The 26,488-nt window shown below is 70.3% G+C and carries 26 protein-coding genes and 1 rRNA gene; 19 read left to right on the top strand and 8 right to left on the bottom strand.

Annotated elements, in window-relative coordinates:
• From rrf to ACZ7L5_RS38335, 9 genes are all read left to right on the top strand, one after another.
• A 5S ribosomal RNA gene (rrf, locus tag ACZ7L5_RS38375) occupies positions 1-72 on the top strand; the annotation flags it as partial.
• Between the two features lie 60 nt (positions 73-132).
• Positions 133-807, top strand: coding sequence for an HAD family hydrolase (locus tag ACZ7L5_RS38370; RefSeq protein ID WP_471522936.1), 675 nt, complete (start codon positions 133-135; stop codon positions 805-807).
• A 60-nt stretch (positions 808-867) separates the two neighbouring features.
• Positions 868-2,088, top strand: a complete 1,221-nt coding sequence (locus ACZ7L5_RS38365) for an MFS transporter (protein WP_471025875.1) — start codon at positions 868-870, stop codon at positions 2,086-2,088.
• Positions 2,039-3,211 (top strand): acetoin utilization protein AcuC, encoded by a 1,173-nt coding sequence (locus tag ACZ7L5_RS38360; RefSeq protein ID WP_471522934.1) that lies wholly within the window; start codon positions 2,039-2,041, stop codon positions 3,209-3,211. The genes ACZ7L5_RS38365 and ACZ7L5_RS38360 overlap by 50 nt, the downstream gene beginning before the upstream one ends.
• Positions 3,212-3,460: 249 nt before the next feature.
• On the top strand, positions 3,461-4,276 hold the full coding sequence (locus ACZ7L5_RS38355; protein WP_471522932.1) for a phosphatase: 816 nt from the start codon (positions 3,461-3,463) through the stop codon (positions 4,274-4,276).
• Between the two features lie 129 nt (positions 4,277-4,405).
• The gene (locus tag ACZ7L5_RS38350; RefSeq protein ID WP_004984898.1) at positions 4,406-4,618 is read left to right on the top strand and encodes a helix-turn-helix domain-containing protein; all 213 of its coding nucleotides are present in this window, start codon (positions 4,406-4,408) and stop codon (positions 4,616-4,618) included.
• Positions 4,619-4,774: 156 nt separating this feature from the next.
• Complete coding sequence (locus ACZ7L5_RS38345) at positions 4,775-4,873, top strand: 30S ribosomal protein bS22 (RefSeq protein WP_003948845.1); 99 nt, start codon at positions 4,775-4,777, stop codon at positions 4,871-4,873.
• Between the two features lie 288 nt (positions 4,874-5,161).
• Positions 5,162-6,223 (top strand): NAD-dependent epimerase/dehydratase family protein, encoded by a 1,062-nt coding sequence (locus ACZ7L5_RS38340; RefSeq protein WP_471522931.1) that lies wholly within the window; start codon positions 5,162-5,164, stop codon positions 6,221-6,223.
• Between the two features lie 14 nt (positions 6,224-6,237).
• Complete coding sequence (locus ACZ7L5_RS38335) at positions 6,238-7,290, top strand: lysophospholipid acyltransferase family protein (protein ID WP_471522929.1); 1,053 nt, start codon at positions 6,238-6,240, stop codon at positions 7,288-7,290.
• A gap of 102 nt (positions 7,291-7,392) precedes the next feature.
• On the opposite strand, the gene ACZ7L5_RS38330 is transcribed toward ACZ7L5_RS38335, so the two are convergent.
• From ACZ7L5_RS38330 to ACZ7L5_RS38320, 3 genes are all read right to left on the bottom strand, one after another.
• Positions 7,393-8,640, bottom strand: a complete 1,248-nt coding sequence (locus ACZ7L5_RS38330) for a DUF5667 domain-containing protein (RefSeq protein WP_471522927.1) — start codon at positions 8,638-8,640, stop codon at positions 7,393-7,395.
• Between the two features lie 248 nt (positions 8,641-8,888).
• The gene (locus ACZ7L5_RS38325) at positions 8,889-9,662 is read right to left on the bottom strand and encodes an ECF subfamily RNA polymerase sigma factor, BldN family (RefSeq protein WP_362388233.1); all 774 of its coding nucleotides are present in this window, start codon (positions 9,660-9,662) and stop codon (positions 8,889-8,891) included.
• A 612-nt stretch (positions 9,663-10,274) separates the two neighbouring features.
• The gene (locus tag ACZ7L5_RS38320) at positions 10,275-11,201 is read right to left on the bottom strand and encodes an HAD family hydrolase (RefSeq protein WP_471522925.1); all 927 of its coding nucleotides are present in this window, start codon (positions 11,199-11,201) and stop codon (positions 10,275-10,277) included.
• A gap of 153 nt (positions 11,202-11,354) precedes the next feature.
• Here ACZ7L5_RS38320 and ACZ7L5_RS38315 point away from each other — a divergent pair, with 153 nt between their 5' ends.
• From ACZ7L5_RS38315 to ACZ7L5_RS38295, 5 genes are all read left to right on the top strand, one after another.
• Positions 11,355-11,642, top strand: coding sequence for a glutaredoxin family protein (locus ACZ7L5_RS38315; RefSeq protein WP_471522923.1), 288 nt, complete (start codon positions 11,355-11,357; stop codon positions 11,640-11,642).
• Between the two features lie 280 nt (positions 11,643-11,922).
• Positions 11,923-12,696 (top strand): redox-sensing transcriptional repressor Rex, encoded by a 774-nt coding sequence (locus ACZ7L5_RS38310; RefSeq protein ID WP_471522921.1) that lies wholly within the window; start codon positions 11,923-11,925, stop codon positions 12,694-12,696.
• Complete coding sequence (locus tag ACZ7L5_RS38305; RefSeq protein WP_471522919.1) at positions 12,693-14,459, top strand: glutamyl-tRNA reductase; 1,767 nt, start codon at positions 12,693-12,695, stop codon at positions 14,457-14,459. The genes ACZ7L5_RS38310 and ACZ7L5_RS38305 overlap by 4 nt, the downstream gene beginning before the upstream one ends.
• On the top strand, positions 14,456-15,415 hold the full coding sequence (hemC, locus tag ACZ7L5_RS38300) for a hydroxymethylbilane synthase (protein WP_328880089.1): 960 nt from the start codon (positions 14,456-14,458) through the stop codon (positions 15,413-15,415). Before ACZ7L5_RS38305 ends, hemC begins: the two co-directional genes overlap by 4 nt.
• A complete protein-coding gene (locus tag ACZ7L5_RS38295) occupies positions 15,412-17,118 on the top strand; it encodes a bifunctional uroporphyrinogen-III C-methyltransferase/uroporphyrinogen-III synthase (RefSeq protein ID WP_471522917.1) in 1,707 nt (568 codons plus the stop codon). Before hemC ends, ACZ7L5_RS38295 begins: the two co-directional genes overlap by 4 nt.
• 74 nt (positions 17,119-17,192) lie before the next feature.
• Here ACZ7L5_RS38295 and ACZ7L5_RS38290 read toward each other — a convergent pair whose 3' ends face one another.
• Positions 17,193-18,581 carry an FAD-binding oxidoreductase gene (locus tag ACZ7L5_RS38290; RefSeq protein ID WP_471522916.1) on the bottom strand — a complete coding sequence of 463 codons (1,389 nt, stop codon included), beginning with the start codon at positions 18,579-18,581 and terminating at the stop codon, positions 17,193-17,195.
• 221 nt (positions 18,582-18,802) lie between these two features.
• Here ACZ7L5_RS38290 and hemB point away from each other — a divergent pair, with 221 nt between their 5' ends.
• Together hemB and ACZ7L5_RS38280 are read left to right on the top strand one after the other, a co-directional pair.
• Entirely contained in the window at positions 18,803-19,795 is a 993-nt protein-coding gene (hemB, locus tag ACZ7L5_RS38285) for a porphobilinogen synthase (RefSeq protein ID WP_471522914.1), read from the top strand.
• Positions 19,796-20,154: 359 nt separating this feature from the next.
• On the top strand, positions 20,155-20,511 hold the full coding sequence (locus ACZ7L5_RS38280) for a DUF805 domain-containing protein (RefSeq protein WP_391406633.1): 357 nt from the start codon (positions 20,155-20,157) through the stop codon (positions 20,509-20,511).
• 24 nt (positions 20,512-20,535) lie between these two features.
• On the opposite strand, the gene ACZ7L5_RS38275 is transcribed toward ACZ7L5_RS38280, so the two are convergent.
• A complete protein-coding gene (locus tag ACZ7L5_RS38275; protein WP_471522912.1) occupies positions 20,536-20,730 on the bottom strand; it encodes a hypothetical protein in 195 nt (64 codons plus the stop codon).
• A 293-nt stretch (positions 20,731-21,023) separates the two neighbouring features.
• On the opposite strand from ACZ7L5_RS38275, the gene ACZ7L5_RS38270 reads away from it, so the two are divergent.
• Together ACZ7L5_RS38270 and ACZ7L5_RS38265 are read left to right on the top strand one after the other, a co-directional pair.
• Positions 21,024-22,244, top strand: a complete 1,221-nt coding sequence (locus ACZ7L5_RS38270) for an aminotransferase-like domain-containing protein (RefSeq protein ID WP_471522910.1) — start codon at positions 21,024-21,026, stop codon at positions 22,242-22,244.
• A 3-nt stretch (positions 22,245-22,247) separates the two neighbouring features.
• On the top strand, positions 22,248-23,096 hold the full coding sequence (locus ACZ7L5_RS38265) for an arylamine N-acetyltransferase family protein (protein WP_471522908.1): 849 nt from the start codon (positions 22,248-22,250) through the stop codon (positions 23,094-23,096).
• Between the two features lie 18 nt (positions 23,097-23,114).
• On the opposite strand, the gene ACZ7L5_RS38260 is transcribed toward ACZ7L5_RS38265, so the two are convergent.
• From ACZ7L5_RS38260 to ACZ7L5_RS38250, 3 genes are read right to left on the bottom strand one after another with little or no spacing between them, the layout of a single operon-like run.
• Positions 23,115-23,924, bottom strand: coding sequence for a DUF4253 domain-containing protein (locus tag ACZ7L5_RS38260; RefSeq protein ID WP_471522906.1), 810 nt, complete (start codon positions 23,922-23,924; stop codon positions 23,115-23,117).
• 31 nt (positions 23,925-23,955) lie between these two features.
• The gene (locus ACZ7L5_RS38255; protein ID WP_471522904.1) at positions 23,956-24,801 is read right to left on the bottom strand and encodes a helix-turn-helix domain-containing protein; all 846 of its coding nucleotides are present in this window, start codon (positions 24,799-24,801) and stop codon (positions 23,956-23,958) included.
• The gene (locus ACZ7L5_RS38250; protein ID WP_471522903.1) at positions 24,798-25,637 is read right to left on the bottom strand and encodes a peptidoglycan-binding protein; all 840 of its coding nucleotides are present in this window, start codon (positions 25,635-25,637) and stop codon (positions 24,798-24,800) included. Before ACZ7L5_RS38250 ends, ACZ7L5_RS38255 begins: the two co-directional genes overlap by 4 nt.
• Positions 25,638-25,955: 318 nt before the next feature.
• Between ACZ7L5_RS38250 and ACZ7L5_RS38245 the strand changes: the two genes are divergently transcribed.
• Positions 25,956-26,396: a peptidoglycan-binding domain-containing protein gene (locus ACZ7L5_RS38245; protein WP_328880078.1), complete on the top strand. Its 441-nt coding sequence runs from the start codon at positions 25,956-25,958 to the stop codon at positions 26,394-26,396.
• The last annotated feature ends 92 nt before the right edge of the window (positions 26,397-26,488 follow it).

The raw sequence follows: 26,488 nt of genomic DNA, 5'->3' as shown, positions 1-26,488 counted from the left end.
CCGGAAGCTAAGCCTTACAGCGCCGATGGTACTGCAGGGGGGACCCTGTGGGAGAGTAGGACGCCGCCGAACAAATTGTGAGAAAGGCCCACACCTTATGGTGTGGGCCTTTCTGCGTTTAAGGTCAAACGCATGCGCTATGACCTCGTCATCTTCGACAACGACGGTGTACTCGTCGACAGCGAGCCCATTTCCAACCGGCTCCTTGCCGCGTACCTCACCGAGCTGGGGCACCCGACCTCGTACGAGGAGTCCATTCGGGACTACATGGGCTCGGCGATGCATCGGATTCATGAGTTGGTGCTGGAGCGGACAGGGCAGCGGCTTCCCGGAGACTTTGATGACGTCTTCCATGCGCGTGTGTTCGCCGCGTTCGAGCGGGAGTTGAAGGCGGTGGCCGGCGCGGCCGACGTGCTCGAGAAGCTTCGTGGGGACGGTGTGGCGTACTGCGTGGCGTCGTCCGGGAGTCATGAGCGGATTCGGGTGGGGCATCGGGCGGCGGGGCTTGAGCGGTTCTTCGATGAGCGGCGGATCTTCAGCTCGCAGGATGTGGGTCGGGGGAAGCCGGCGCCGGATCTGTTTCTGTACGCGGCTGAGCGGATGGGGGTCGCGCCGGAGCGGTGTGTCGTTGTCGAGGACAGTCCGCTTGGGGTGGAGGCTGCCGTGGCGGCGGGGATGGACGTGTACGGGTTCACCGCGATGACGCCCGCCGCGAAGCTGGGCCGGGCCAGTCGACTCTTCGCCGACATGGGGGAGTTGGTCGACCTGCTGGTGTCATGTGATCGGCGTGACGACCCGCGAACTTGAGGGAAATTCATCTTTGGCTGGATCTACCCACCAGTACCCCGGGGCCCTACGCTCGCCGCCATGACTGATGTGCTGCGGCGCGGTAGGGCCTCGTTGGCGTTCGGCTTCTTCGCTCAGGGAGTCGCTTTTGCCCTGCTCGTGACCCGGATTCCGGCCATCCAGGACCGGTACGGGGTCTCCGACGCGCTGCTGCCCGCCTTTCTGGCCGCCGTACCGATCCTGGCCGGCGTCGGGAGTGTGGCCACCGAGCGGCTGGTGAAACGAATACCGCCGAGCCGGGTGTTGCGGTGGTCCCAGCCCGTCGTGCTTCTGGCGCTGCTCGGGGTCGGGGCGGGGGAGCGGATGGTCGAGCTGGGGCTCGCCCTGGCCGCGTTCGGACTGGCCGTGGGTGCGCTCGACGCCTCGATGAACATGCTCGGGGTGAGCCTGCAGCGGTCGTACGGGCGCAGCATCATGCTCAGCTTCCATGCCGTGTACAGCCTGGGCGGGATCGTCGGGGCCTCGTTGGCCTGGGTGGGGGCGCACTGGGATCTGGCGCTGGTCGTGTCGTATCTGCCGGTAGTCGTGGTGCTGTTGCCGGCCGCCTTGGTGGGGAGTCGGTGGTACGTCGACGGCGGGGGTGGCAGGGGCGTCGTCGTGGCGGAGCAAGCGGGTGAGGGTGGGCCCGTCGTGTTCAGGATGCTGCTGCCGTTGTGTCTGGTGATGACCTTCGCGTATATCGGCGACTCGACCGTCTCCAACTGGAGCGCGAAGTATCTCCAGGACGTGCTGGGGAGCTCGGAGCAGATGGCGACCGTGCCGTACAACGTCTATATGGTCACCACGCTGCTGGGGCGGGCCATCGGGGACTTCGGGGTGCGGCGGTTCGGGGCTGTCGCGGTCGTGCGGATGGGGGCCGTGGTGGCGGCCGTCGGGTTCGCGGTGGTGGCCGGGGCGCCGGGGGCGTGGGTGGGGATGCTGGGGTTCACCCTGCTCGGGCTGGGGTTGTGCGTGCTGGTGCCGCAGACGTTCGCGGCAGCCGGGCGGCTGTTCCCGGGGGCTTCCGATACGGCCATTGCGCGACTCAATGTGTTCAATTACGTGGGGTTTTTGATCGGTTCGCCTTTGGTGGGGGCGCTGGGGGATGCGTGGAGCTATCGCGGGGCGATGCTTGTGCCGATGGTGTTGGTGCTGGTGACGCTCGTGTACGCCCGTTCGTTCGCCGCTCAACCGGACCGATACGGTGGCGGGCATGAGCGGCCGAGCACAGCTGATGTGGGACGAGGCAGTAACGGGCTATGACTTCGGCCGGGACCATCCGATGGACCCGGTCCGGCTCGCGCTGACCAGGAGACTCGTCGATGCCTTCGGGCTGGACAAGGACATGGACGTCGTCTCGGCGCAACCGGCCGGGGAGTCGACCCTGCGGCTGGTGCACAGGCAGGACTACATCGAGGCCGTGAAGGCGGCCTCGGCGGATCCGGCGGCGGCGGATCAGTCGTACGGGCTCGGGACGATGGATGATCCCGCGTTCGCGGGGATGCATGAGGTGTCGGCGCTCATCGCCGGGCAGTCCGTGGGGGCGGCGGAGGCCGTGTGGCGGGGCGAGGCCCTGCATGCAGTGAACTTCGCGGGTGGGCTGCACCACGCGATGCCGGGGGGTGCCTCGGGTTTCTGCATCTACAACGACGCCTCGCTGGCCATTGCCCGGCTGCTGGAGTTGGGGGCCGAGCGGGTCGCGTACATCGACGTCGACGTGCATCACGGGGATGGGGTGCAGGCGGCGTTCTGGGAAGATCCGCGGGTGCTGACGATTTCGCTGCACGAGCATCCTCGTACGTTGTTTCCGCAGACCGGGTGGCCGGAGGAGACGGGTGCGGGGGCGGCCGAGGGGTCTGCCGTGAATGTGGCGTTGCCGGCCGGGACCGGGGACGCGGGGTGGCTGCGGGCGTTCCATGCTGTCGTGCCGGAGCTGATCCGTGACTTTCGGCCCCAGGTGCTGGTGACCCAGCATGGGGCCGACACGCACTTCGAGGATCCGCTGGCGCACCTTGCCGTGTCGCTGGATGCGCAGCGGGCTGTGCAGGTGGCCTGTCACGAGCTGGCGCACGAGTACGCGGATGGGAAGTGGGTTGCGCTGGGTGGGGGCGGATATGCCGTGGTGGAGGTCGTACCGCGGTCGTGGACTCATCTGGTGGGGATTGCTGCGGGGCGGGCGATTGAGCCTGAGGCGATGATTCCGGAGGGGTGGCGGCAGGGAGTCTTCGCGCGAACTCGGCAGTTGGGGCCGGCGCGGATGACTGATGGGCGGTGGCCTATTTCCTGGGGGGAGTGGGAGGCGGGGTACGACCCTGCGGATCGGCTGGATCAGGCGGTGCTGGCTACTCGGCGGGCGGTGTTTCCGCTGCGGGGGTTGTTGCCGTAGGTGGGGGTGAGTTTTCGCCCCCGCTGCCCCTACCTTTCCCGTCCTTGAAGGGGCGCTGCCCCTTCGACCCCGGTTCTTTGTGGGCTGCCGCCCCCAGACCGCAGCTTCGGCCTGAACGGCCTCGTCCTCGAACGCCGGACGGGCTGGAAGGCCTGAACGGCTCGAGAAGCGCCGTCCCCGTTAGCCCAACTGTGCGGCCTTTCCCCGTTCCTCCGTCTCTCTCCCGTTCCGTCCGTCACCATCGCTCTCGTGGTGAGTCGCGGAGCGCTTCGTGCCCATCTTCTGGATGCTCGGCTTGCCGGGGTCGTGGCTACTTCTCGGGAGGTGAGTCTGAGGAGTTATCGGCTGTTCGCGGCTCGTGATCCGCGTGTGGTCATTGGGCTAGATCCTGCGGGGAGTTGGCGGCAGCGGGATTTGATTGCGTTGATGGCGGACAGATGTGGGGTTTCGGCCGATCCGGCATGCGTATCTGGACTGGATGTGATCGATCCGGAGCGGACTTTGACAGCACTGGATGCGTTCGCTGATCGGATCGCGGCTGCCGCCCAGCGCGGCGCGCCCGTGCTGCTCGGTACCGGGCACCCGCATCGACTGCTCGGGTTCTACGCCGCCTTGGCGGACGCGTTGTCGGCGGCGGGATGTGCCGTCCTCACCCCGGCGCATGGTCGTTGTGTCGACATAACGACCCGGTTCGGCCTACGCACGTACAACCTTGCCTACGTACAAGGAGTCGCGTTGGTGCGCGAACCCGACCTCTCTCGCCCCGGTTGTGAGCCCGGCGCACACACGCACTCACCGCTCCCAGTTCGTACCGCGCTGGCTGCCGCGGCGGAGGCCGGCGGGCCGTTGCCGGAGCTGGTGATCGGGGATCACGGGTGGGTCTGCGGGGCAGGTCAGCTGGGGTTTGAGGCGATTGGGCTGGCCGATACCGATGATCCCGCGCTCTTCGTGGGGGAGGCCGAAGGGGTCGTGTCCGCCGTCGTTCCACTTGATGACGCTGTGCGGTCTGATTACTACCGGCCGCTTACCCGCTACGTACTCAATCGAGCGTGTCTGTCACAGTAGGTCGCCGATGGCTGCACCTCTTCCCCACTCGCATCACCCGCCCCTACCCTGGGGAGTGAGCACGCAACGACGAAGAGTCACCGGAAGGGGAAGCCGGTGGCCGTCGAGTGCGGAAGGTTCAGGTGTGTCATGGCTGCAGCTGGCGAGAGGCCTCTGAACGAGGTTCAGTTCCTTACCGTGGCGGAAGTCGCCTCGGTGATGCGAGTGTCGAAGATGACCGTGTACCGGCTGGTGCACAGTGGTCATCTGCCCGCGATCCGGGTGGGGCGGTCCTTCCGCGTCCCCGAGCAAGCGGTTCACGAGTACCTCCGCGAGAGTTACGTGGGGGTGGAAACCGCCTGACGGCGACGGGTGAGGGGGACTCCTCAGGGCTTTGCAGGATTCCCCCTCGTCCCCTCGATTACGACCTCAGCGCTCGGGCGGGTAGGCTAGCCCCTCGTAGGTCGTATGGGCCCATGGCGCCCAACGCCGAGTGATGAGAAGTGAGCGAGGGTAGTCGTGGGCTCTGTTATCAAGAAGCGGCGCAAGCGGATGGCTAAGAAGAAGCACCGCAAGCTGCTCAAGCGCACGCGCGTTCAGCGTCGCAACAAGAAGTAAGCGGCGCGCTGCGAAAGCGGCGTGTTTGTGGCCCCCCACCGGATCTGGTGGGGGGCCACACGCTTTTGGGGTCCGCGGGCCAGATCGTGGAGCAGGATGTGTGCGATGAGCCGAACTTCGTGCGTATGCCTGTACGCAGGGCTGGCCCGTCTGGTCGTACGCAAGGAATTCCCGTCACTTCATGCATTGGGCGGTCATCACAGCGCAACATCGACCCGCTAAGTTGGCCGCACACGGGGAACTCGGGGAACTCGGCAGGGTACGAGTGCTGGAAGGAAGGCGCTGATCTTGGGCAAGGTCGTGCTCGTGACCGGAGTGGCCCGTCAACTGGGGGGCAGGTTCGTACGACGGATCCAGCGTGACCCACAGGTGGACCGGGTGGTTGCCGTGGATGCGGTACCGCCCGAGCATCATCTGGGCGGCGCCGACTTCATCCAGGCCGACATCCGGCAGCCCACCATCGCGCGGGTGCTGGCCGAGAGCGGCGCGGACACCGTCGTACACATGGACGTGACCGGAACCGCGCTCGGCAGCGGCAGCCGGACCATGGTCAAGGAGACCAACGTCATCGGGACGATGCAGCTGCTCGGCGCCTGCCAGAAGTCCCCCAACATCAAGCGGCTGGTGGTCAAGTCCAGCACGAACGTCTATGGGTCCGCGCCCCGTGACCCGGCCGTCTTCACCGAGACGACGCCGCCCAAGTCGCTGCCCAGCGGCGGTTTCGCAAAGGACGCCGTCGAGGTGGAGGGCTATGTCCGCGGGTTCGCGCGGCGCCGCCCGGACGTGGCCGTCTGCGTGCTGCGGTTCGCCAACATCCTCGGCCCGACCGCGGACACGCCGCTCGCCTCGTACTTCTCGCTGCCGGTCCTGCCGACGGTGTTCGGTTACGACCCGCGGCTGCAGTTCGTCCACGAGGACGACGTGATCGAGGTGCTGCGCATCGCCTCGCACGAGCCGGCGCGGGGCACACTCAACAGCGGCACCTTCAACATCGCCGGCGACGGTGTCCTGCTGCTCTCGCAGTGCTCCCGGCGCCTGGGCTGCCCCACCGTGCCGCTGCTGCTTCCCGCGGTGACATGGGCGGGCTCCCTGGTGCGTACGCTGGGTATGTCGGACTTCTCACCGGAGCAGATCCGGCTGCTCACGCACGGCCGGGTGGTGGCGACGGACCAGATGCGAGAGACGCTCGGATTCAAGCCGAAGTACACGACGGCGGAGACCTTCGCGGACTTCGCGCGCAGCCGCGCGCCGGGCCTGCTGCCGCCGGAGGCCCTTGCGGGGGCCGTCGACCGGATCGCCGCACTGCCCGTCCTGGGCGGCGGAAACCCCCCGACGCAGAGCGCCAACTGAGGAGCGCATCAACAATGGCGGACGCCAAGGTCATTCCGTTCGACGACGACCGGTCCCGCGGGAGCGCCGTGCAGCGGCCGCCGCGGCGCCGGAGCGCGGGGAACCGGCGCAAGAACGGTGAATCCGCGCTGGTACGCGAGGTCCAGCCCCTCCCGAGAAGGCCCCTCGCGCAGGATGATGTTCCTGTGACACGTGAGGAACAGCCGCCCCGCAAGGCCCAGGACGACGGCGGCCTGGAGCGGCGGATCGCCAGCGGCCTGGCCTTCCTGCGCCGCCGCCTCACCGGGGACTACGAGGTCGACGACTTCGGGTACGACGAGGAGCTCACCGACCAGGTCCTGATGTCCCTGCTGCGCCCGGTGTACGAGAACTACTTCCGGGTCGAGGTGAAGGGCGTCGAGAACATCCCGTCCGAGGGCGGCGCGCTGATCGTCGCCAACCACTCCGGCACGCTGCCGCTGGACGGCCTGATGATGCAGGTCGCCGTGCACGACCACCACCCCGCGGGCCGGCACCTGCGCCTGCTCGCGGCCGACCTGGTGTTCATGCTGCCGGTGGTCAACGAACTCGCCCGCAAGCTCGGCCACACCCTCGCCTGCGCCGAGGACGCCGAGCGGCTGCTGGGCCAGGGCGAGTTGGTCGGCGTGATGCCGGAGGGCTTCAAGGGCATCGGCAAGCCCTTCAGCGAGCGCTACAAGCTGCAGCGCTTCGGCCGTGGCGGTTTCGTCTCCACGGCCCTGCGCCAGGGCACCCCGATCATCCCGTGCTCGATCGTCGGGGCCGAGGAGATCTACCCGATGATCGGCAACGCGAAGACGCTCGCCCGTCTGCTGGGCTTCCCGTACTTCCCGTTGACGCCGACGTTCCCGTGGTTGGGCCCGCTGGGCGCGGTCCCGTTGCCGACCAAGTGGACGATCCAGTTCGGCGAGCCGATCCTCACGGACGGCTACCCGCCGGAGGCGGCCGAGGACCCGATGCTGATGTTCAACCTGACGGACCAGGTCAGGGAGCAGATCCAGCACACGCTGTACAAGTTGCTGGTGCAGCGGCGGTCGGTGTTCTTCTGATACGTCAGTTACGTCGGATACGTCGGTGTTCTGATACGTCGATGGGGGCGCCCCTTGTGAGAAGGGGCGCCCCCATCGACGTACGACGTGGCTCTACGGCTGCTAGTTCGCGTCCTCGCTGTCGATGCCCAGGCCGGGCAGGAGGCCCGGGAGCAGGGGCGGGAGCGTGACGGCGGGCTCGGTGCTCGGGGTGGACGTGGACGGCGAGGCGCCGGCGCTGCCGGTGTCCTTCGGCGGGTCGAGCAGGCCGCCGGTGTTTCCGCCGAGCAGGCCTTCGCCCTCGCCGGTGGAGCCATCGGCCGACTTGCTGGGGCCGCTGGACCGGTTGCCGTCGGAGGAACCGCCGCCGCCCGCGCTGGGGCGGGCCGACCGGTCGGAGCCGGACGTGCCGGTGGATGCCGATCCGGAGCCGTCCTGCCGCTTTCCGTCGCCGCCTTGTGTTGGAGCCGGCGGGAGGAGGGACTGCAGCGGGGCGACCTCTTCGTCTATGGCGTCGAAGACCGACGACACCTGGTCACTGACGTCCCCGAGCTGGAGGGGAAGCCGCTCGCGCAGGACGCCCCACGCCGCTCGGTGCGAGCGGGAGAAGGCGGACAGGGCCTGGATGGGCCCCAGGGAGCCAGGGTCGCGCTCGTACGCCTCACGGAGCAGGCGGTGCCCCTCCGAGGCGTCGTGGCGCATGCCGGACAGGGCGCGACGGACCTCGCCGACCGACTCGTGGTCGAGGTGTCCGCCACGGCCACGCTCCATCAGCCGACGTGCCTCGCTCAGCCGCGTGGAGGCCTGGTCGAGATATGTTCGCCCGCGCTCGTCGTCGCCGTCGGCCAGGACATTGAGCTTGAAGTCCTCCATGCCGCGCTTGAGGCCGTAGAGAGAGTCACCGGGCAGGGCCTCGGAACTCGCGGCCGCGACTCCGCCGAAGGCCCCCGCGGCGACTCCCACACTCAGCCCGCCCGCGGTCAGGCCCTTGGCCAGCCGGGAACGTGGCCGGAGCTTGCCCAGCGGGGACGCCCGGTGCGCGCCCCGTGCCCGATGCGAACGCTGCTCGGGCAGGGCGGGACTCGCCCCGCCCTCCGCGGTGCCCTCCTGCAGCATGGCCTCCATCGCGGCCACGAGCTGGGCCCGCTGGACGACCTTGACCTCCGGGTCGAGCACAGGCTTGGGCAGCTCGTCCAGACTTGTGGTGAGGGCCAGCAAGCGCCCCTGCTCAGTCTGTTCCGCAGCTGCCGGTGCCGGTGCCGATCCATCGGGCTGCTCGGCCTGTTCGGCCGCCGAGACCCGGTCGGTCAGCTCCTCCAGGGCCTGGGCGAAGGCGCTCGCCCGCCGGTGCGCCGATACGTTCGCGATCACTGGCGGCACCTCCTCTCGTCATGACGGTCGACTCCCCAGGGGGTCCTGAGGGTTGCACGCCCTGACCGAATCCACACGATCGAGTGATCAGAGTCGGCCAGAGAGTGACCACAGGGAGCCTGCATCCCGCACAACGAGCGGCTTGGCACTTGGGTTACGGACGGAGGATGAACGAGCCGCGAAGTCAACGGACTTTCACCGAGGGTGAGTTGAAGGTTGCGGAGTGTGTTGGTTCGGTAGGGGGCCGCTCAGCGGGCGTCTTCCGGGAGCAGCCTGGCGAGGGTGCGTACGGCGCGGTACTGGAGGGTCTTGATGGCGCCCTCGTTCTTGCCCATGACACGGGCGGTCTCGGCGACCGAGAGGCCCTGGAGGAATCGGAGGGTGACGCACTCCTGCTGTTGCGGGTTGAGGCGTCGTACGGCCTCGAGGAGGGCGGCGTTGGAAAGGGACTCCAGGACGGAGTCCTCCGGGGAGCGCTCGACCTCGTTGGCGTCGAGCATCTCGCCGGTGGTCACCTCCAACCGGAAGCGGCTGGACTTGAAGTGGTCGGCGACGAGGTTGCGGGCGATGGTGACGAGCCAGGCGCCGAAGTCCCGGCCCTGCCAGGTGAAGGTGCCGATCCGGCGGAGTGCGCGCAGAAAGGTCTCGCTCGTGAGGTCCTCGGCGGTGGCCTTACCTCCCACCCGGTAATAGATGTAGCGATAGACGGTGTCGCTGTACTGGTCGTAGAGCCGGCCGAACGCGTCGGCCTCGCCGGCCTGCGCGCGTTCCACGAGATCCATCATTCGAGCGCTGTCGCTGTCCGCGGCCGGCCGGCGGGCGGTTGCCGCGCCGGTCGAGCGTCCGCGTCTGCTGACGGCGGCGCTGCCGTCGGCGAGCGCGTAGCACGGGCCTACGGGCACGGTGGTTACGGCGAGGGCGGGGACGGCGTACGCGGTGGGGACGAAGCCGCGCAACAGGTTGTGGACCGTTGCGCGCAGCGTAGCCAGGCCCGAGGCGTCAACCCCGACGTGTGGGTACACGGGACTCCCAGAGGCAGAGCTTCCATCACGTGCAGTGCGGGACCGTTCACCCGTCGTAGCGACGGAGGGGGTACCGGATTGCGTCTGAGGAGAATAACGCTTCGTGCAGGCACTGCTACGCCCAGTTGCTCAAATCATCGATTGCGTCTCTTCTGTAACCGATTGACGTCCTATCAAGTGCCGGAGAGTGACAGGTTGTTGATCGAAGTCGTCCGTGTTCCGGCTTACTCCGGGGCGTGTTGTGGCCGTGTGCAGCCAAGGGGACTGGACAGGGGGTTGTGGGGGTAGGGGGTGCGGATTGGCTCGCCGCCCGGGCGTGGTCAACTCGGCGCCTCCGAGCGTTCCTCGCCCCCGCCGCCCCTACCTGTCCCGTCCTGCAGGCACTCTGCCCCTTCGACCCCGGCCCCTGGGGGCTGCCGCCCCCAGACCCCCGCTGTTGGCCCTGAACGGGCCTCGTCCTCAAACGCCGGACGGGCTGAAATGGCGGACCGGCGCCGAGAAGTACCGTCTGCAGCCGTGCGTAGCCCCACACCCTCGGCGCGCGGGGTTAGGGATGGTGTAGCCCTCACCCTCGGATGCCGGACGGGCATCGGCCCGCAGCCGAAGTCCCCGCTAGCGCCGCCGCCTGTGCAATGCGATCGCCGCTGCCGTGCCGCCGGCCACCGCGCCCACTCCTGCCGCCGCCGGGATGCCGACCTTCGCGGCCTTTCGGCCGGTGCGGTAGTCGCGTAGGCGCCAGTCCAGTTTGCGGGCGTGTTTGCGGAGCTTGGTGTCGGGGTTGATGGCGTAGGGGTGGCCGACGAGGGAGAGCATCGGGATGTCGTTGTGGGAGTCGCTGTAGGCCGCGCAGCGGGAGAGGTGCAGGCCCTCCGCGGCGGCCAGGGCGCGGACGGCCTCCGCCTTGGCCGGGCCGTGCAGCGGTTCGCCGACCAGTTTGCCGGTGTAGACGCCGTCCACCGACTCCGCCACCGTGCCGAGGGCACCCGTCAGGCCGAGGCGGCGGGAGATCACCTGGGCGATCTCGACCGGGGCGGCCGTGACCAGCCACACCTTCTGGCCGGCGTCCAGGTGCGCCTGGGCGAGGGCGCGCGTACCCGGCCAGATGCGCTCGGCCATGTACTCGTCGTAGATCTCCTCGCCGATCGACGTCAGCTCGGCGACCCGGTGGCCCTTCACGATCGACAGTGCCGAGTCGCGGGCGTCCTGCATGTGCTCCGGATCCTCGACCCCCGCCAGCCGGAACCACGCCTGCTGCCAGGCGAACCGGGCGAGGTCGCGCGTCTCGAAGAATTTCCGCTTGTACAGGCCGCGGCCGAAGTGGAAGAGGGCAGCACCTTGCATGACGGTGTTGTCCAGGTCGAAGAAGGCGGCAGCCTGCTCGTCGCCGAGTACCGGGAACTCCGGCTCGACGTCGGAGATCTCCGTCGCTGTCGCTTCCTGCGACGACTTGCGCGCTGCCTCCGCCGAAGCCTCGCCAGCCAACACGCTCCGCGCCGTGGCGGAGCGCCTACGGGGAGTGAGCCATCCAAGAGCGGCCATGACCGTGAGCATAGCCAGTTTGTTCGGTGCTTCCGGAGTCGAGAGGTTTGGAGGTTGTGAACTCTCCGCGACCGCCTAGTTAAACAGCGTGGTGATGCGTCCCGTCAGCACCCGTTCGGCGTCAGCTCCGCACACGCGCGCCGGCGCGCGAGAATGGCTGACATGAGCCCCCTCTTTCGTCGCGCCGCAGCCAAATCCCCGCAGAACCGGCTCGTCACCCTGATCGGCAAGCCCGATTGTCATCTGTGTGATGACGCACAGATCGTCGTCGAGAAGGTGTGTGACGAACTGGGGGTTCCGTGGGAGCTGAAGGACATCGACCAGGACCCCCAACTCCACGACCAGTACTGGGAACAGATCCCCGTCGTCCTCGTCGACGGAGCCCAGCACACGTTCTGGCGTGTGAACGAGAATCGCCTCCGCAAAGCACTGACCGGGTAGTCCAACTACTCCGAAAACGGCTTAGGATCGACGGCGACTTGGTCTCGGGGGCGGGCATCGTTGAGGAGAGTGTGCGGTTTTGCCCCCAAGAGTTGAGGAACGGTGGTGCGTATGCGCCGGTTCCACACCAGTGCGCCGGGCGTGCGTGAGCCCGGTCACGTTGGGCGGGCAAATCGGACACCATCTTTGTGCACGCGTTCACAAAGACATAGCCTGCATTCGACGGGGCGGTCTAGGTACGTGTGACCGCCTGCCCCCACGCTCTACCCGCAGGAGCACCGTGGCAACTGGCCGAACTCACCGACCGGCGACCCGTAGCCGAGGGATTCCCGAGGCCACCGTCGCCAGGCTTCCGCTGTACCTCCGCGCCCTGACCGCACTGTCGGAGCGCTCGGTACCCACGGTCTCCTCCGAGGAACTCGCGGCCGCGGCGGGGGTCAACTCCGCCAAGCTGCGCAAGGACTTCTCGTACCTCGGGTCGTACGGAACGCGCGGTGTCGGCTACGACGTCGAGTATCTCGTCTACCAGATCTCCCGCGAACTGGGGCTGACCCAGGACTGGCCGGTTGTGATCGTCGGTATCGGTAACCTCGGCGCCGCGCTCGCCAACTACGGCGGCTTCGCCTCCCGTGGCTTCCGGGTCGCCGCGCTCATCGACGCCGACCCGGCCATGGCCGGCAAGCCCGTCGCCGGGATCCCGGTGCAGCACTCCGACGACCTGGAGAAGATCATCCAGGACAACGGCGTGTCGATCGGCGTCATCGCCACCCCCGCCGGTGCCGCCCAGCCGGTCTGCGACCGGCTCGTGGCCGCCGGGGTCACCTCCATCCTGAACTTCGCGCCGACCGTGCTGACCGTCCCGGACGGCGTCGACGTGCGCAAGGTCGACCTCTCCATCGAGCTGCAGATCCTCGCCTTCCACGAGCAGCGCAAGGCCGGCGAGGAGGCCCACGCCCACTCCGACGGTGCCGGACCGGCCGCCGTCACCCGCGAGTCCGACCGATCCACCGACCAGGGGCCCGACGGGGACGTACCCGCCGTGATGCCGGCATGAGTCTCCTCGTCGTAGGGCTGAGCCACCGCAGCGCCCCGGTCAGCGTCCTGGAGCGCGCCGCGCTGAGCGCGGACGCCCAGATCAAGCTGCTGCAGGACACCGTCGCCGCCGAGCCGGCGACCGAGGCCTCCCTGCTGGCCACCTGCAACCGCATCGAGCTGTACGCCGACGTGGACAAGTTCCACGCCGGTGTCGCCGAGCTGTCCACGCTGCTCGCCCAGCACAGCGGGGTGGGGCTCGACGAGCTCACGCCCTACCTCTACGTCCACTACGAGGACCGGGCCGTCCACCACCTGTTCTCGGTGGCCTGCGGGCTCGACTCCATGGTCGTCGGGGAGGGGCAGATCCTCGGGCAGATCAAGGACTCCCTCGCCAAGGCGCAGGAGCTGCACAGCGCCGGACGGCTGCTGAACGACCTGTTCCAGCAGGCCCTGCGCGTCGGCAAGCGCGCCCACTCCGAGACCGGCATCGACCGCGCCGGGCAGTCCCTGGTCACCTTCGGCCTGGAGCAGCTCGCCGCCGGGGCGGACGTCACGGCGTGGGCCCGCGGCAGGAAGGCCCTGGTCATCGGGGCCGGCTCGATGTCCTCGCTGGCCGCCGCCACGCTCGCGCGTGCCGGTGTCGCCGAGATCGTCGTCGCCAACCGCACGTACGACCGCGCCGAGCGCCTCGCGGTCCTGCTCGGAGAGCAGTACGGACAGGGCCTCGGTGAGAGCGACGGTACGGACGTGCCGGCCCGCGCGGTACCGATGGAGTCGGTGCCGGTCGAGCTGACACGTGCCGATGTCGTCGTGTCCTGCACCGGCGCGACCGGACTCGTCCTCACGGCCGAGGAGATCGCCGCGGGCGTGGAGGGCCGTACCGGTCAGCGGGTCGCCTTCGAGGAAGCCGGCGACAGCGGCCGTACGGCTGCCAAGGCGCCGGCCGCCAGGAGCGCCGCCGACGCCGGCGACGTACGCCAGACCCCGCTGCCGCCCACCAGCGTCGGCACCGACGAGGACTGCCCGCTGGATCTCGGCTCCGTGCAGGGAGGTTTCTCTGTCATGGGGGAGGCCGCCGTCGCCGGTATGGACGCGGCCACCCTGGAGCAGCACGCGGCCTGGGCCGCGGGCGGAGCCGTCGACCGCCGTGAAGCCGCCCGGCGCAGCCCCGAGGCCGACGCCGAGCTGATCACCGCGCTCGCCGCGACCGTGGCCACCGTCGGCCGGATCCCCGAGCGCCGCAAGCCCGAGCCGGTCGAGGCGTCCCGCCCCGCGCCGGTGCTCGCCCTGCTGGACCTCGCCATGCCGCGCGACATCGACGCCGCCGTGCACCGGCTGGCCGGGGTGCGGCTGGTCGACATCGAGTCGCTGGCGGACGCCTCCGCCGACGCCCCGATGGCGGCCGACGTCGACCAGGTCCGCCGTATCGTCTCCGACGAGGTGGCGGCCTTCGGAGCGGCTCAGCGGGCCGCTCACATCACGCCCACCGTCGTCGCGCTGCGCGCGATGGCCGCCGACGTCGTGGCGAGCGAGATCGCCCGTCTGGAGGGGCGGCTGCCCGGGCTCGACGACAAGCACCGCGGCGAGATCACGCAGACCGTCAAGCGGGTGGTCGACAAGCTGCTGCACGCGCCGACCGTGCGGGTCAAGCAGCTCGCGGCAGAGCCGGGCGGCGCGGGGTACGCGGATGCCCTGAGGACCCTGTTCGACCTCGACCAGGAGACGGTGGCCTCCGTCTCGCGCGCCGAGGACAGCACCGAGAAGGACCGAGGCCCACGATGACTCAGCAGGCACTACGGCTCGGCACCAGGCGCAGCAGGCTCGCCATGGCCCAGTCCGGGCAGGTCGCGGACGCCGTGAGCCAGGTGACCGGACGGCCCGTCGAGCTGGTCGAGATCACCACGTACGGCGATGTCTCGCGCGAGGCGCTCGCGCAGATCGGCGGCACCGGCGTCTTCGTCACCGCCCTGCGCGACGCGCTCCTCAAGGGCGAGGTCGACTTCGCGGTGCACTCCCTCAAGGACCTGCCGACCACGCAGCCCGAGGAACTGACCCTCGCGGCCGTTCCCGAGCGGGAGGACCCGCGCGATGTGATCGTCGCGCAGGACTCCCTGAAGTTCACCGACCTGCCGCGCGGGGCGCGCATCGGTACGGGTTCGCCGCGCCGCATGGCGCAGCTCAACGCGTATGCGCGCAGCCACGGGCTGGACATCGAGACGGTCGCGATCCGCGGGAACGTGGATACGCGCATCGGGTACGTGCGCGACGGCGAGCTGGATGCGGTGGTGCTCGCTGCGGCGGGTCTGCAGCGCATCGGCCGCATCGACGAAGTGACCGACTTCCTGTCGGTCGACACTGTTTTGCCCGCCCCCGGCCAGGGGGCACTGGCGATCGAGTGCACCGCGGACAACGCGGACCTGATCGCCGCGCTCGGGGAACTCGACGACCCGTTCACGCGGGTCGCCGTGACCGCCGAGCGCTCACTGCTCGCCGCCCTGGAGGCCGGTTGCAGTGCACCTGTGGGTGCGCTGGCCGACCTTCTGGCCGACGGGCAGATTGTCAAGGAAATGCGCCTGCGGGGCGTCGTCGGCACGACCGACGGCACTCGCATGGTGCAGCTGTCCACCACCGGTCCCGTGCCCGAGACGCACGACCAAGCGCTGGCGCTCGGTCGCGAACTCGCTTCCGAGATGCTTGCCCAGGGCGCGGCCGGTCTGATGGGGGAGCGAGCACAGTGAGCCCCACCACTCTTCCCGCCGGCCTTGAACACGGGCACGTCACCTTCCTCGGTGCCGGACCCGGGGATCCGGGGCTGCTGACTCTGCGCGCCGTCGAAGCGCTGGCGAACGCGGACGTACTGGTCGCCGAGCACGAGGTGCTCGACGTCGTACGTCAGCACGCCAGGCAGGGCGTCGCCGAAGTGCACACGGACACGGGTCCCGATTCGGACGCCGCCGTGGGCACAGGCACGCCTCAGCTAGCGGTTGTTGACGGCGCGTCAACAGCCGCTGGGCTACCCGCAGTGCGGGATGCCGCACATCTTGTCATGGAGGCCGCACGGGGCGGCAGGCGGGTCGTGCGTGCGGTGTCCGGGGATCCCGGGCTCGACACGTACGCCGCCGAGGAGATGCTGGCGTGTGCCGCGGCCGGCGTGCCGTTCGAGGTCGTGCCGGGTGTCGCCGCTGCCGTGGGCGTGCCCGCGTATGCCGGCGTGCCGCTGCGGGACGCGCAGGGCGCGGACGTGCGATTCGTGGACGCGCGGACGGCTTCGGACCGGTGCTGGACCGAGGTCGGGGCGTCGGACGGGACGGTCGTCGTGTCGACGACGCTGGATTCCGTGGGCGCGGCCGCCGGTGAGCTGGTGTCGGCGGGGCGCAAGCCCGATACGCCGATGACGGTGACCGTCGCCGGTACGACCACGCGGCAGCGGACCTGGAGCGCGACCCTCGGGACCATCGCCCAGACGCTGAAGCAGGCCAAGGTGCTGCCCTCGCCCGAAGGCGGGCGGCCGGTGATAGCCGTGGTCGGTGAGCGTTCCGCCGCCGCCCAGCGCGACCAGCTGTCGTGGTTCGAGTCCAAGCCGCTCTTCGGGTGGCGGGTGCTCGTGCCGCGTACGAAGGAGCAGGCGGCTTCGCTCTCCGACCAGCTGCGGTCGTACGGGGCCGTGCCGCACGAGGTGCCGACGATCGCCGTCGAGCCGCCGCGGACGCCTCAGCAGATGGAGCGGGCGGTCAAGGGGCTCGTGACCGGGCGGTACGAGTGGATCGCCTTCACCTCGGTGAACGCGGTCAAGGCCGTGCGGGAGAAGTTCGAGGAGTACGGGCTCGATGCCCGGGCGTTCGCCGGGATCAAGGTCGCCGCGGTGGGGGAGCAGACCGCGAAGGCGCTGATCGCGTTCGGTGTGAAGCCGGATCTCGTGCCCAGTGGCGAGCAGTCGGCTGCGGGGCTGCTGGAGGACTGGCCCCCGTACGACCCCGTTTTCGATCCGATCGACCGGGTGTTCCTGCCTCGGGCCGATATCGCTACGGAGACGCTGGTCGCCGGGCTCATCGAGCTGGGCTGGGAGGTCGACGACGTCACGGCCTATCGGACCGTGCGGGCTTCGCCGCCGCCGGCCGAGACGCGGGAGGCGATCAAGGGCGGTGGCTTTGATGCCGTTCTCTTCACGTCGTCCTCGACTGTGCGGAATCTGGTGGGGATTGCCGGCAAGCCGCACAACGTGACTGTGATCGCCTGTATCGGGCCGGCTACCGCGAAGACTGCCGAGGAGCATGGGCTTCGGGTGGATGTGATGGCTCCGGAGCCGTCCGTGCACAAGCTGGCTGAGGCGTTGGCCGAGTTCGGGTTGCGGCGGCGGGCTGCGGCGGTCGAGGCGGGGGATCCCGTTACTCGGCCGAGTGAGCGGCGGCCGGGGGCCCGGCGGCGGCGGTCCACGACGTAGGTGTGCGGGTCCAGGGGGCTGCGCCCCCTGGACTCTGATCGGCCTGAACGGCCTCGTCTCGAACGCCGGACGGGCTACAGCGGCACCGTGTGGCCGAAGCGGAGCAGGTTCGACGGGTCGTAGGTTGATTTGTCCTGGGTCAGGCGGGTGCAGGTCTCGGGCGTCCAGGCTCGGGCGCGGTCCTCGGAGTCGCCGGGGGTGCCGTGGATGTTGATCATTGTGTGGCCCGTGCCGTAGGGGGTCATCGCCGTGTACAGGGACCTTGTGGCCATCTCTATGGCCTCTGCCGCCGGTGGCGCTGCCAGGACGCCCACCGATTCCAGCAGGTAGTTCGCGTCCCGGGAGCAGATCGCGTCCTCCAGGCGGGCGGGGCGGGCGAGGGCGCCGCCCATGTGGCGGATCTCCACCACGAGCAGGGGGAAGTCGGGGACGTCCGGGCCCGCCTCGGACAGGAACGTGCCGATCGCGTCGGGGGTCAGGTCGCGCAGCAGGGCGCAAGCCTCGCGGGCCGGCAGCGGGTCCTGCGGTTCCATGTGGATGCGGTCGAGGGCCGCGTACGGCATCTCCTCCACCATGTCGACCGCCACCGGCGCCGCCGCGCGGATCGGGGCCAGCAGGCGCTCGCCCTCGGCCGGGTCGCCGGGCCAGGCGATCGCGACGCGGGCCCAGAAGCCGCCGCGCAGGGGTTCGGGGATCTCCGGGATGGGTGGGAGCCGGAGGAGGGAGAAGGTGCTGCACATCTCGTCCGGGACCGTCCTGGTCCAGTCCGCCCAGGCGTGCAGCAGTGCCTCTGTGTGCTCGCCGGAGGCGTAGATGCCGCCGCCGAGGATCGTGGGCAGGGGCAGCAACTCGCAGACCATCGACGTCACCACGCCCACATTGCCCTTGCCGCCGCGCAGCGCCCAGAACAGTTCCGGCTCGTGGTCGGGGTCGGACTCGTACAGGGTGCCGTCGGGTGTGGCCACCTGGAACGAGCGGACCAGGTCGGTCGCGTAGCCGTAGGCCCGGCCGAGGACCGGCAGGCCGCCGCCCAGGGTGTAGCCGACCGCGCCGGCGTCCGTGGACGTGCCGGAGAGCGCGGCGAGGCCGTGCGGTGCGGTGGCCTCCAGGACGTGGCGCCACTTCGCGCCGGCCGCGATGGTGGCGAGGCGCCGGTCCGGGTCGATGCGTACGTCCGTCATGCGGGCCGTGCTGATCAGCAGGCCGTGGTCGATCGGGAAGTTCGCGCCGTGGCCCGTCGCCTGCACGGCGACCGGGGTGCCGGTGGCCGACGCCCAGCGCAGCGCCGTCACGATGTCGTCGGCGTCCGTCGCACCCACGACCACGTCGGGCGTGTGCAGCGCGGCCAGGTTGAAGCCGGTGACCTCGTCGGCGTAGCCGTCGTCGCCGGGGCGAAGGACCGGGCCGTGGATCTCGGACAGGGCGAAGAGGTCGGGGGTGTTGAGGTGGTGGGTGGCGGTCATCGCGTCCTCCGTGGAGTGCGTACGTACGGAGGGACGGCGGCGGCGAGGCGGGTGGGGCGGGGCCGTCGGGGTCCTTGTGTCCGGGGGCCTGCGGGGCCTGGGAGGTCTCTACTTCAGGATGGACCCGGTGGGTGGGGGGTCGCATGCGGGCCGCCGGGGCCGTGTTCCGTCCGACGTCGCGTCGGCAAAGGCGGCTCCGACGCGGGCGTAGCGTAGGTGGCATGACGACGTACGGATCCTTCCCCGGTACGCGGCCGCGGCGTCTGCGGACCACCCCGGCCATGCGGCGGATGGTCGCCGAGACCAGGCTGCACCCCGCCGACTTCATCCTCCCGGCCTTCGTGCGCGAGGGCGTCAGCGAGCCGGTGCCGATCGCGGCCATGCCGGGGGTCGTCCAGCACACGCGGGACAGCCTGAAGAAGGCCGCCGCCGAGGCGGTGGAGGCCGGCATCTCCGGGATCATGCTCTTCGGGGTGCCCGAGGGGGCGAAGAAGGACGCCCTCGGGACTCCTGGGACCGATCCGGACGGGATTCTCCAGGTCGCCATCCGGGATGTGCGGGCCGAAGTGGGGGACGATCTGCTCGTCATGTCCGACCTGTGTCTCGACGAGACCACCGATCACGGGCACTGCGGGGTGCTGGACGCGGAAGGGCGTGTCGACAACGACGCGACCCTGGAGCGGTACGCCGAGATGGCGCAGGTACAGGCCGACGCCGGTGCCCACGTGGTCGGGCCCAGCGGGATGATGGACGGGCAGATCGGCGTCGTCCGGGACGCGCTCGACCAGATCGGGCGGGAGGACGTCGCCGTCCTCGCCTACACCGCCAAGTACGCCTCCGCCTTCTACGGGCCGTTCCGGGAGGCCGTCGGCTCGTCGTTGCAGGGTGACCGGAAGACGTATCAGCAGGACCCCGCGAACGCGCGGGAGTCGCTGCGGGAGCTCGCCCTCGACCTGGAGGAGGGCGCCGACATGGTGATGGTCAAGCCGGCCGGGCCCTACCTCGACATCCTGGCGCGGGTCGCCGACGCGGTGGACGTGCCGGTCGCCGCCTATCAGATCTCCGGCGAGTACTCGATGATCGAGGCCGCCGCCGAGAAGGGCTGGATCGACCGGGACCGGGCCATCCTGGAGGCGCTGACCGGCATCAAGAGGGCCGGAGCCCGCAACATTCTGACCTACTGGGCCGTCGAGGCGGCACGGGGACTTCGCTGACGAAGACGTCGGCGACGAAGACTTCGCCGACGAAACGGCCGACGGCACGGCAACGGTTCCGGATCGGTCCGGCATCGGAACGCATTCATTTCGGCCACGACTGGAACTCGGATCGGGGCAGTTCCGGTTGCGGCGCCGCATCCCCGCGGGACGCGCGCGGGGATACTCGGTGATCTTCGATGGATCTGTCCTGAATTCGCCGGTCGCTGACGGGCGGGATAGGGCGGGTGATCAAGGTTCGGCGCCATGAGCTGCGCAGACAAACCGAATTGACGGGTTCCCGTCAGTGTTCGTAGCTTCTGCGCCTGGCCTGATCCGTTTCGGACGGTCAGTCATATGTCGATCCCTGGGGGGATGCAGTGAACTGGTTCATCGAGGTGCTCAAGAAGTACGCGGTGTTCAGCGGCCGTGCGCGCCGCAAGGAATACTGGATGTTCACGCTGTTCTACCTGATCTTCGAGATCGTGGTCATGGCCGTCGGCTACGCGATCGACTTCCCGGCCCTCGTGGGCGTCTTCGTGGTCGCGCTCCTGCTGCCCACCCTGGCCGTCACGGTGCGCCGACTGCACGACACCGATCGCACGGGCTGGTGGATCCTCATCGGGATCGTCCCGCTCGTCGGCTTCATCGTCATGCTGGTCTTCCTGTGCTCGGACACCCAGCCGGGCGCGAACAAGTACGGCCCGAGCCCCAAGGAGATCCCGGCGCACGCGTGATGCCATGAGCCGGTGATGTGGGCCTCAAGGCCTGAAGGCCGCCCGGATGTCGTCCGGGTGGCCTTTCGTCGTCCCCGGGTCATGGAGGGCGGCCGGGCCCTCGTCGCGCAGTCCCTCGCCGTCCTCGCACGCCGTCAGCGTGAGCGCGGCGATCGTCACCAGCGTGGCGGCGAGGAGCCGGGCGTACGGGCGACGTGCGGGGGGTGCGGACGCGGACATGTGCTGGGCCCTCTCCTTGGGTGGGGGTTGGGGTCGGCCCCCAGCCTCCGTGATCATCCCTCGCTGCCGCCAGGGTTCCCCGCGATTTCGGGACGCCCGAGCGGCGGTATACGGGTTGAGCTGCGGGAACGTCATGTCCCAACAGCCTGGTGTGGGACGTCCGGAGTGCTGAAAGACCCCGCCGTGCGGCGGCGGAGTCCGGATACCGAAAAGCTGCTTGTAGGTGACACGTAATTCCCTAGGCTGCCCGGCACGAGCCGTCACGCTCGTCGTCGAGCCGAAGGAGCCGTGTCATGACCGTCACCGAGCCCGCGCCTCCCGCACCCCGCCACACCCCGGCCGCCGTGCCGCCGCTCGCGGCGCGGGCCGGGGCGGTCGGCGGGTCGCCCGTGCGGGACATTCTCGCCGTCACCGCGCGGCCCGAGGTCATCAACTTCGCGGGCGGGCTGCCGGCGCCGGAGCTGTTCGACCGGGAGGGCATCGCGGCCGCCTTCCGTGATGTGCTCGCCGAGACGCCGGAGCGGGCGTTGCAGTACTCCACGACGGAGGGCGAACCGAGCCTGCGCACCGGGCTCGCCGCGCGCATATCGGCCGGAGGCCTGGCGACCGACGCCGACGACCTTCTCATCACCACCGGCTCCCAGCAGGGTCTGTCGCTCCTGGCCACCGCGCTGCTGGATCCCGGGGACACGGTCCTTGTCGAAGACCCCTGTTATCTGGCGGCACTTCAGGTCTTCGGCCTCGCTGGAGCCCGGGTCGTGGCGGTGCCGGGGGACGCGGACGGGGTGGACGCGCAGGCGCTGGAGGAGCTGGTGGCGCGGGAGCGGCCGAAGCTCTTCTACACCGTGCCCACCTTCCAGAACCCGACCGGCAGGACCCTGCCCGCCGAGCGCAGAGCGGCCGTCGCCGAGGCCGCTGCCCGGAGCGGGGTGTGGATCGTCGAGGACGACCCTTACGGCGAACTCCGCTACGAGGGCGAACGCGTGCCCTGGATCGCGTCCTACCCCGGGGCCCAGGACCGTACGGTGCTGCTCGGTTCCTTCTCCAAGGTGATGGCACCGGGCCTGCGGCTGGGCTGGCTGCGCGCCCCGGCAGCCCTGCGCCGGGCCTGCGTGGTCGCCAAGCAGGCGGCCGACCTGCACACGCCGACCCTCAACCAGCTCGCCGCCGCCCGCTACCTGACCGGCCTCGACGCACACGTCGCCCACGTCAGGGACGTCTACCGCGAACGCCGCGACGCCATGCTCGCCGGCCTGCCCGGGGCCCTCCCGGAGGGTTCGGCCTGGGCCCGTCCCGAGGGCGGCATGTTCCTGTGGGCCCGGCTGCCGGAGTCGTACGACACGACGGCTCTGCTGCCGAAGGTGGTGCGGCAGGACGTGGCGTACGTCCCCGGCGCACCCTTCTACGCCGGCGAGCCCGACCGGTCGACCCTGCGGCTGTGCTTCGTGACGCAGACGCCCGCGGAGATCGGAGAGGGGCTGAGGCGGCTCGGGGAGGGTTTGCGTCAGGCTTAGGGCATGGCCGACACAGCGCAGACGGTTCAGGCGGGGTTCGACCTCGACGCTTACCTCCGACGGATCGGTTGGGAGGGCGAGCGGCGGGCCGACGTGGCGACGCTTCGGGGCGTGCACCTCGCGCACATGAGGGGCATCCCCTTCGAGAACCTGGACGCCCTGCGGCTCACGGCACCCTCCCTCGATCCGGCCGACCTGATGGCCAAGCTGGTCCACAGCCGGCGCGGCGGCTACTGCTACGAGCACAACACGCTGCTCGCGTGCGCGCTGGAGGCGCTGGGCTTCGGCGTGACCCGGCTGGCCGCGCGCGTGGTCGTGGGGGCGGACCGTGTCGAGAGCCGCCCGCGCACCCACATGGCGCTGCTCGTCGAGGAGCCCGGCGACCCGCAGCCGTATCTCGCGGACGTCGGCTTCGGCGCGATCGGCGCGCTGCTGGAGCCGGTGCCGCTGACGGCCGGTGTCGAGTTCCGGGACGAGGAACGCCGGCACCGGCTCGTCCACGCCCCGCACCACGGGCCGCTGGAGCTGTGGGTGCTCCAGGCCCACGACCGGGCGAAGGGCGACTGGGCGGATCAGTACGCGTTCACGCTGGAGCCGTTCGAGAAGCCCGACTTCGAGGTCATCAACTGGCACATCGGCACCAATCCGCGCTCGCCTTTCACCCAGCGTGTCTACGTCCAGAGCGTCACCGCCGAACGTCACCTCCTGCTCAGCGGCCGGCTGCTCACGCGGACGCCGGTGGACGGGGCGGTCGTCGAGCGGGAGGTGACGCAGGAGGAGCAGGCGCGGCGGTTGCTGGACGAGGAGTTCGGCATCGAGGTGCCGGACGGGATGCGGGTGCTGCCGGAGTGACGGCGGAGGGCGCGGCGGTCAGTCCCACCAGAAGTGCCAGGCGGGCTGGTTGAGGAGCCGCTTCTCGGCGTACGCCTGCACGGTGCTGTCACCGCTCTGCAGGATGTTGTCCGGGCAGAACGCGAAGTGCTCGGCGGCGACGGCCTCCGCCTCGGCCGCGGTGGTCGGCGGAAACGCGACGGAGACGAGCAGGTGGTCGAAGCCGAGCGCCACGACCCGTATGCCGAAGCGGTCCTCCCAGGAGCGGAGCACCGCGCAGAGGCGAGCGGTGTCGCCCTCGTGGTTCACCGGCCCCGTCCAGCCGATCGCCGCCGGAACGTCCGCGCTGCGCCGGGCCGGGACGAGGGCGAGGCGGGGGTCCTCCAGCAGGCCGCCGCCGTCAAGCAGGGAGTCCGCGATGTCGACGGCGACCGCGTCAGGGTCGTCGGCGGCGACGGCTCCGGCGGAGGCGGGCGCGTCGGCCATGCCGGGCCACTCCTCTTCCGTCTCCCCGGCCGCGTACTCGTCCCAGAGGTCCGCCAGCACCTCGTCGGCGTCGTGATCTCCCGGGTACGACATCGCCTCGGGCGTCAGCTCCCACATCTGCGGGCCGCCATGGCGGCCGCCCGCGTCCAGGACGACCGGCAGCAGGCCGGCGGTCCGCCGGGCCGGGGCCAGCGCGGCCCAGGCGCCCGGCACCGCCGGCTGGTCGGCGAGCCACAGCAGCGGCCCGTGCGATTCGTCCTCGCAGGTCGCGTCGAGGAGCCTGCCGGGCGGGAGTTGGAGACCGAGCGCGGCGCCCGTCGGGTCGGTTGCGAGCTTCGGCAGCGGGTTCGGAAGAGTCGCCATGCCGGTGACTGTAGAGGCCGGCACTGACAACTCATCCGGCCACTCGGCTGTCGAAGCACTCCTTCCCGTCGCCCGCCGCCGGTCGGAAGCAGGCGCGGACTGCGGTGCCGGGCCGAGCAGCGGTCATCGGGGTGTAGATGTAGGCGTCCGCGTCGATGGCGTCCTGGACCTCGGCGCCGCGGACGGGACCGTCAGTGACGTCAGCGCCGCTGCGGTCGGCCGCCGACATCTCCAGCCGGTCGCCCACGCGCGTCCCCCACATCCGGGCCCAGCTCGTCCCGCACTCCTCGCTGTACCGCAGCTCCAGCCAGGCGCCGGTGGTGGTGCGGTGCGTGGCGAGGGTGACCGGCGTTGCAGCGCACTTCATGTGCATCGGGCTCCTGCCCTCGCAGGCCGCCCCCCGGCAGTGGGGCCCGGCCGCGGACGGCGGCGGGGCCAGGGCCGACCCCGGCTCCCCCTCCGGGTACGGCAGCAGCAGGACCGCCGCCGCGACGCCCCCGAGGACCACGGCGCACACCGACGCGAGCACCGCCAGGGCTGTCGCACTGCGGTGGGCGGCACGGCCGTCCGCGGGACTCCCGGCACCCGTGACCTGCTCAGGACACGGAGACCGTGGGCCCTCCCGCGACCGCCCGCTGCTTTCCGACTCGGCGATCTCCCACAGGGCCAGACAGCGCCCCTCCGGCTCGCCCGCGAGACGGCACAGGTCCTGTACCGCGTCGCGCGGGGGCAGAGTGCGGCCGTTGAGGTAACGGTCCCAGGAGGACTTGCTGAACGCCGTCTTCGCCGCGAGGCCGACCAGGCTCAGGCCGGTGCGGACCTTCAACTCCCTGAGCACGCAGGCCAGTCGGGCCCGTTCCGGTGACGGGGTCGTCATCGCCGCAGGGCCTTCCAGGTGTGCGGGCCGACGATGCCGTCCACCACCAGCCCCGCCCGCTGCTGCGCACGCCGGACCGCGGCCTCCGTCAGCGGACCGAAGATCCCGTCGATGCCGCCCGGCGAGATGCCCGCCCGGCGCAGCAGACACTGCGCCTCGGCCACCTCCGGCCCCGCGTGGCCGTTCGCGAGGACGGCGCCCCGGGTGGGGCTGATGCCGGCGTACCAGCGGCCGTCGACCCGCTCGACACGGCAGGCGTACGCGGGCGCCGACTGCGAGGACGATGCCGGCGCCGACGCGGCGGACGCGGCGAGGGGAGCTGCTGTTTCTCCCGCGCCGCCAAGGAGCCGTACGGCGAGGAGGACGGTCGACGAGACGGCCAGCACCAGGGCCACGGTCCCCGCGACCAGGGCGACCCGCAGCGAACGCGTCGGCGAACGTGTCCCGTCGGCCCGGGACTCGCCTGCGGTATCCGACCCGGCCGTCAGGATCTCCGGCTCCGGCGTCGTTGCTTCCGGCGTCGCCGCTTCCGGGCCGGGCGTGTCCACCGCGGGCGCCTCACCGCGTCTGCTCCCCCACGCCTCCGCCGCGACCTCGCGCAGGGCCAGCCACCGGGCCGGATCCTCACCCCCGATCCGGGCCAGCGCCTCGACGGCCTGCGGCGGCGGCAACGAACGGCCGCCCAGATACCGCTCCCATGACTTCGGGCTGTACTCCGTCCTCGCGGCCAGCTGCCGCAGGCTCAGCCCGCTGTGGTCCTTCAGCCGGCGCAACCGCACCACCAACTGCCGTACGCGCGGATCGAGTTCCGCGGGCAGCACTGCCCAACGCGACATGTTCCCCCCACTCGCGTTCACGGTCCGGCACGCGGTCCGTGGTCAGCGGCCCCCATGCCCCGTCGCATTCTGCATCAGCATCCACGGCCCGCACCGGGAGTGGGTGCGCGTACCGGTACGAAATCGGCCAACCGCCCGCCACGGGCGTCCCGTCCTGCCGTCACACCGCTTCAGATACCCGCAGGTCAGCGGGTGGGACGTCCCGCGGTGACGTCACTTCGGCGGCAACTGTGGCAGGCCTGGCCGCCCGCCCCGCACGCTCGTTTCGCCAGCCCGGCGGCAGGAGCCGCCACCCGAGACAGAGCGAGAGGGAAACGCATGCGACCGAATGTCTGGACGAGGACCCTCGTCAGCGTCAGCGCCGTGATCGGCCTTGCCGCCGGAAGCCTCGCCACCGCGGGCACCAGCTTCGCGGCACCGGACACACAGCCGGCCGTGAGCTCCGAGGTCTCCGTCCTCGCGGTGAACAACCTCGGTTTGAGCGCCGCCGAAGCCAAGAAGGTCCAGGGCTGGCTGAAGCAGTACTGGGGCTACACCGGCGCGATCGACGGGCAGCTCGGCACCAACAGCTGGAAGGCGTTCCAGCGCTGCCTCAAGGAGTACTGGGGCTACACCGGAGCCATCGACGGCATCGTCGGCTCGGGAACCATCAAGGCACTGCAGCGGCTGCTCCAGCACTACGGCTACACCGGAGCGATCGACGGGATCGCCGGCTCGGGCACCAAGGCCGCGTTCAAGAACTTCGCCAACAGTCGCTAGGTGCACAGCTAGGCGCACAGTCGGGCGCACAGCCGTTCCGCACCAAGACAGCGGCCCGTCCTCTCCCTCGGGGAGACGACGGGCCGCGCGCG

The organism is Streptomyces sp. NPDC107528, from assembly GCF_055639295.1.
Note: the sequence above shows the minus strand (reverse complement) of the source record. Positions and strands in the feature narration are given on the sequence as shown.

Coding starts and splice junctions, on each gene's coding strand:
- ACZ7L5_RS38370 (WP_471522936.1), top strand. CDS start 133: ATGCGCTATGACCTCGTCATCTTCGACAACGACGGTGTACTCGTCGAC.
- ACZ7L5_RS38365 (WP_471025875.1), top strand. CDS start 868: ATGACTGATGTGCTGCGGCGCGGTAGGGCCTCGTTGGCGTTCGGCTTC.
- ACZ7L5_RS38360 (WP_471522934.1), top strand. CDS start 2,039: ATGAGCGGCCGAGCACAGCTGATGTGGGACGAGGCAGTAACGGGCTAT.
- ACZ7L5_RS38350 (WP_004984898.1), top strand. CDS start 4,406: ATGGCTGCAGCTGGCGAGAGGCCTCTGAACGAGGTTCAGTTCCTTACC.
- ACZ7L5_RS38335 (WP_471522929.1), top strand. CDS start 6,238: ATGGCGGACGCCAAGGTCATTCCGTTCGACGACGACCGGTCCCGCGGG.
- ACZ7L5_RS38320 (WP_471522925.1), bottom strand. CDS start 11,201: ATGGCCGCTCTTGGATGGCTCACTCCCCGTAGGCGCTCCGCCACGGCG.
- ACZ7L5_RS38315 (WP_471522923.1), top strand. CDS start 11,355: ATGGCTGACATGAGCCCCCTCTTTCGTCGCGCCGCAGCCAAATCCCCG.
- ACZ7L5_RS38305 (WP_471522919.1), top strand. CDS start 12,693: ATGAGTCTCCTCGTCGTAGGGCTGAGCCACCGCAGCGCCCCGGTCAGC.
- hemC (WP_328880089.1), top strand. CDS start 14,456: ATGACTCAGCAGGCACTACGGCTCGGCACCAGGCGCAGCAGGCTCGCC.
- ACZ7L5_RS38290 (WP_471522916.1), bottom strand. CDS start 18,581: ATGACCGCCACCCACCACCTCAACACCCCCGACCTCTTCGCCCTGTCC.
- hemB (WP_471522914.1), top strand. CDS start 18,803: ATGACGACGTACGGATCCTTCCCCGGTACGCGGCCGCGGCGTCTGCGG.
- ACZ7L5_RS38275 (WP_471522912.1), bottom strand. CDS start 20,730: ATGTCCGCGTCCGCACCCCCCGCACGTCGCCCGTACGCCCGGCTCCTC.
- ACZ7L5_RS38270 (WP_471522910.1), top strand. CDS start 21,024: ATGACCGTCACCGAGCCCGCGCCTCCCGCACCCCGCCACACCCCGGCC.
- ACZ7L5_RS38265 (WP_471522908.1), top strand. CDS start 22,248: ATGGCCGACACAGCGCAGACGGTTCAGGCGGGGTTCGACCTCGACGCT.
- ACZ7L5_RS38260 (WP_471522906.1), bottom strand. CDS start 23,924: ATGGCGACTCTTCCGAACCCGCTGCCGAAGCTCGCAACCGACCCGACG.
- ACZ7L5_RS38255 (WP_471522904.1), bottom strand. CDS start 24,801: ATGACGACCCCGTCACCGGAACGGGCCCGACTGGCCTGCGTGCTCAGG.
- ACZ7L5_RS38250 (WP_471522903.1), bottom strand. CDS start 25,637: ATGTCGCGTTGGGCAGTGCTGCCCGCGGAACTCGATCCGCGCGTACGG.
- ACZ7L5_RS38245 (WP_328880078.1), top strand. CDS start 25,956: ATGCGACCGAATGTCTGGACGAGGACCCTCGTCAGCGTCAGCGCCGTG.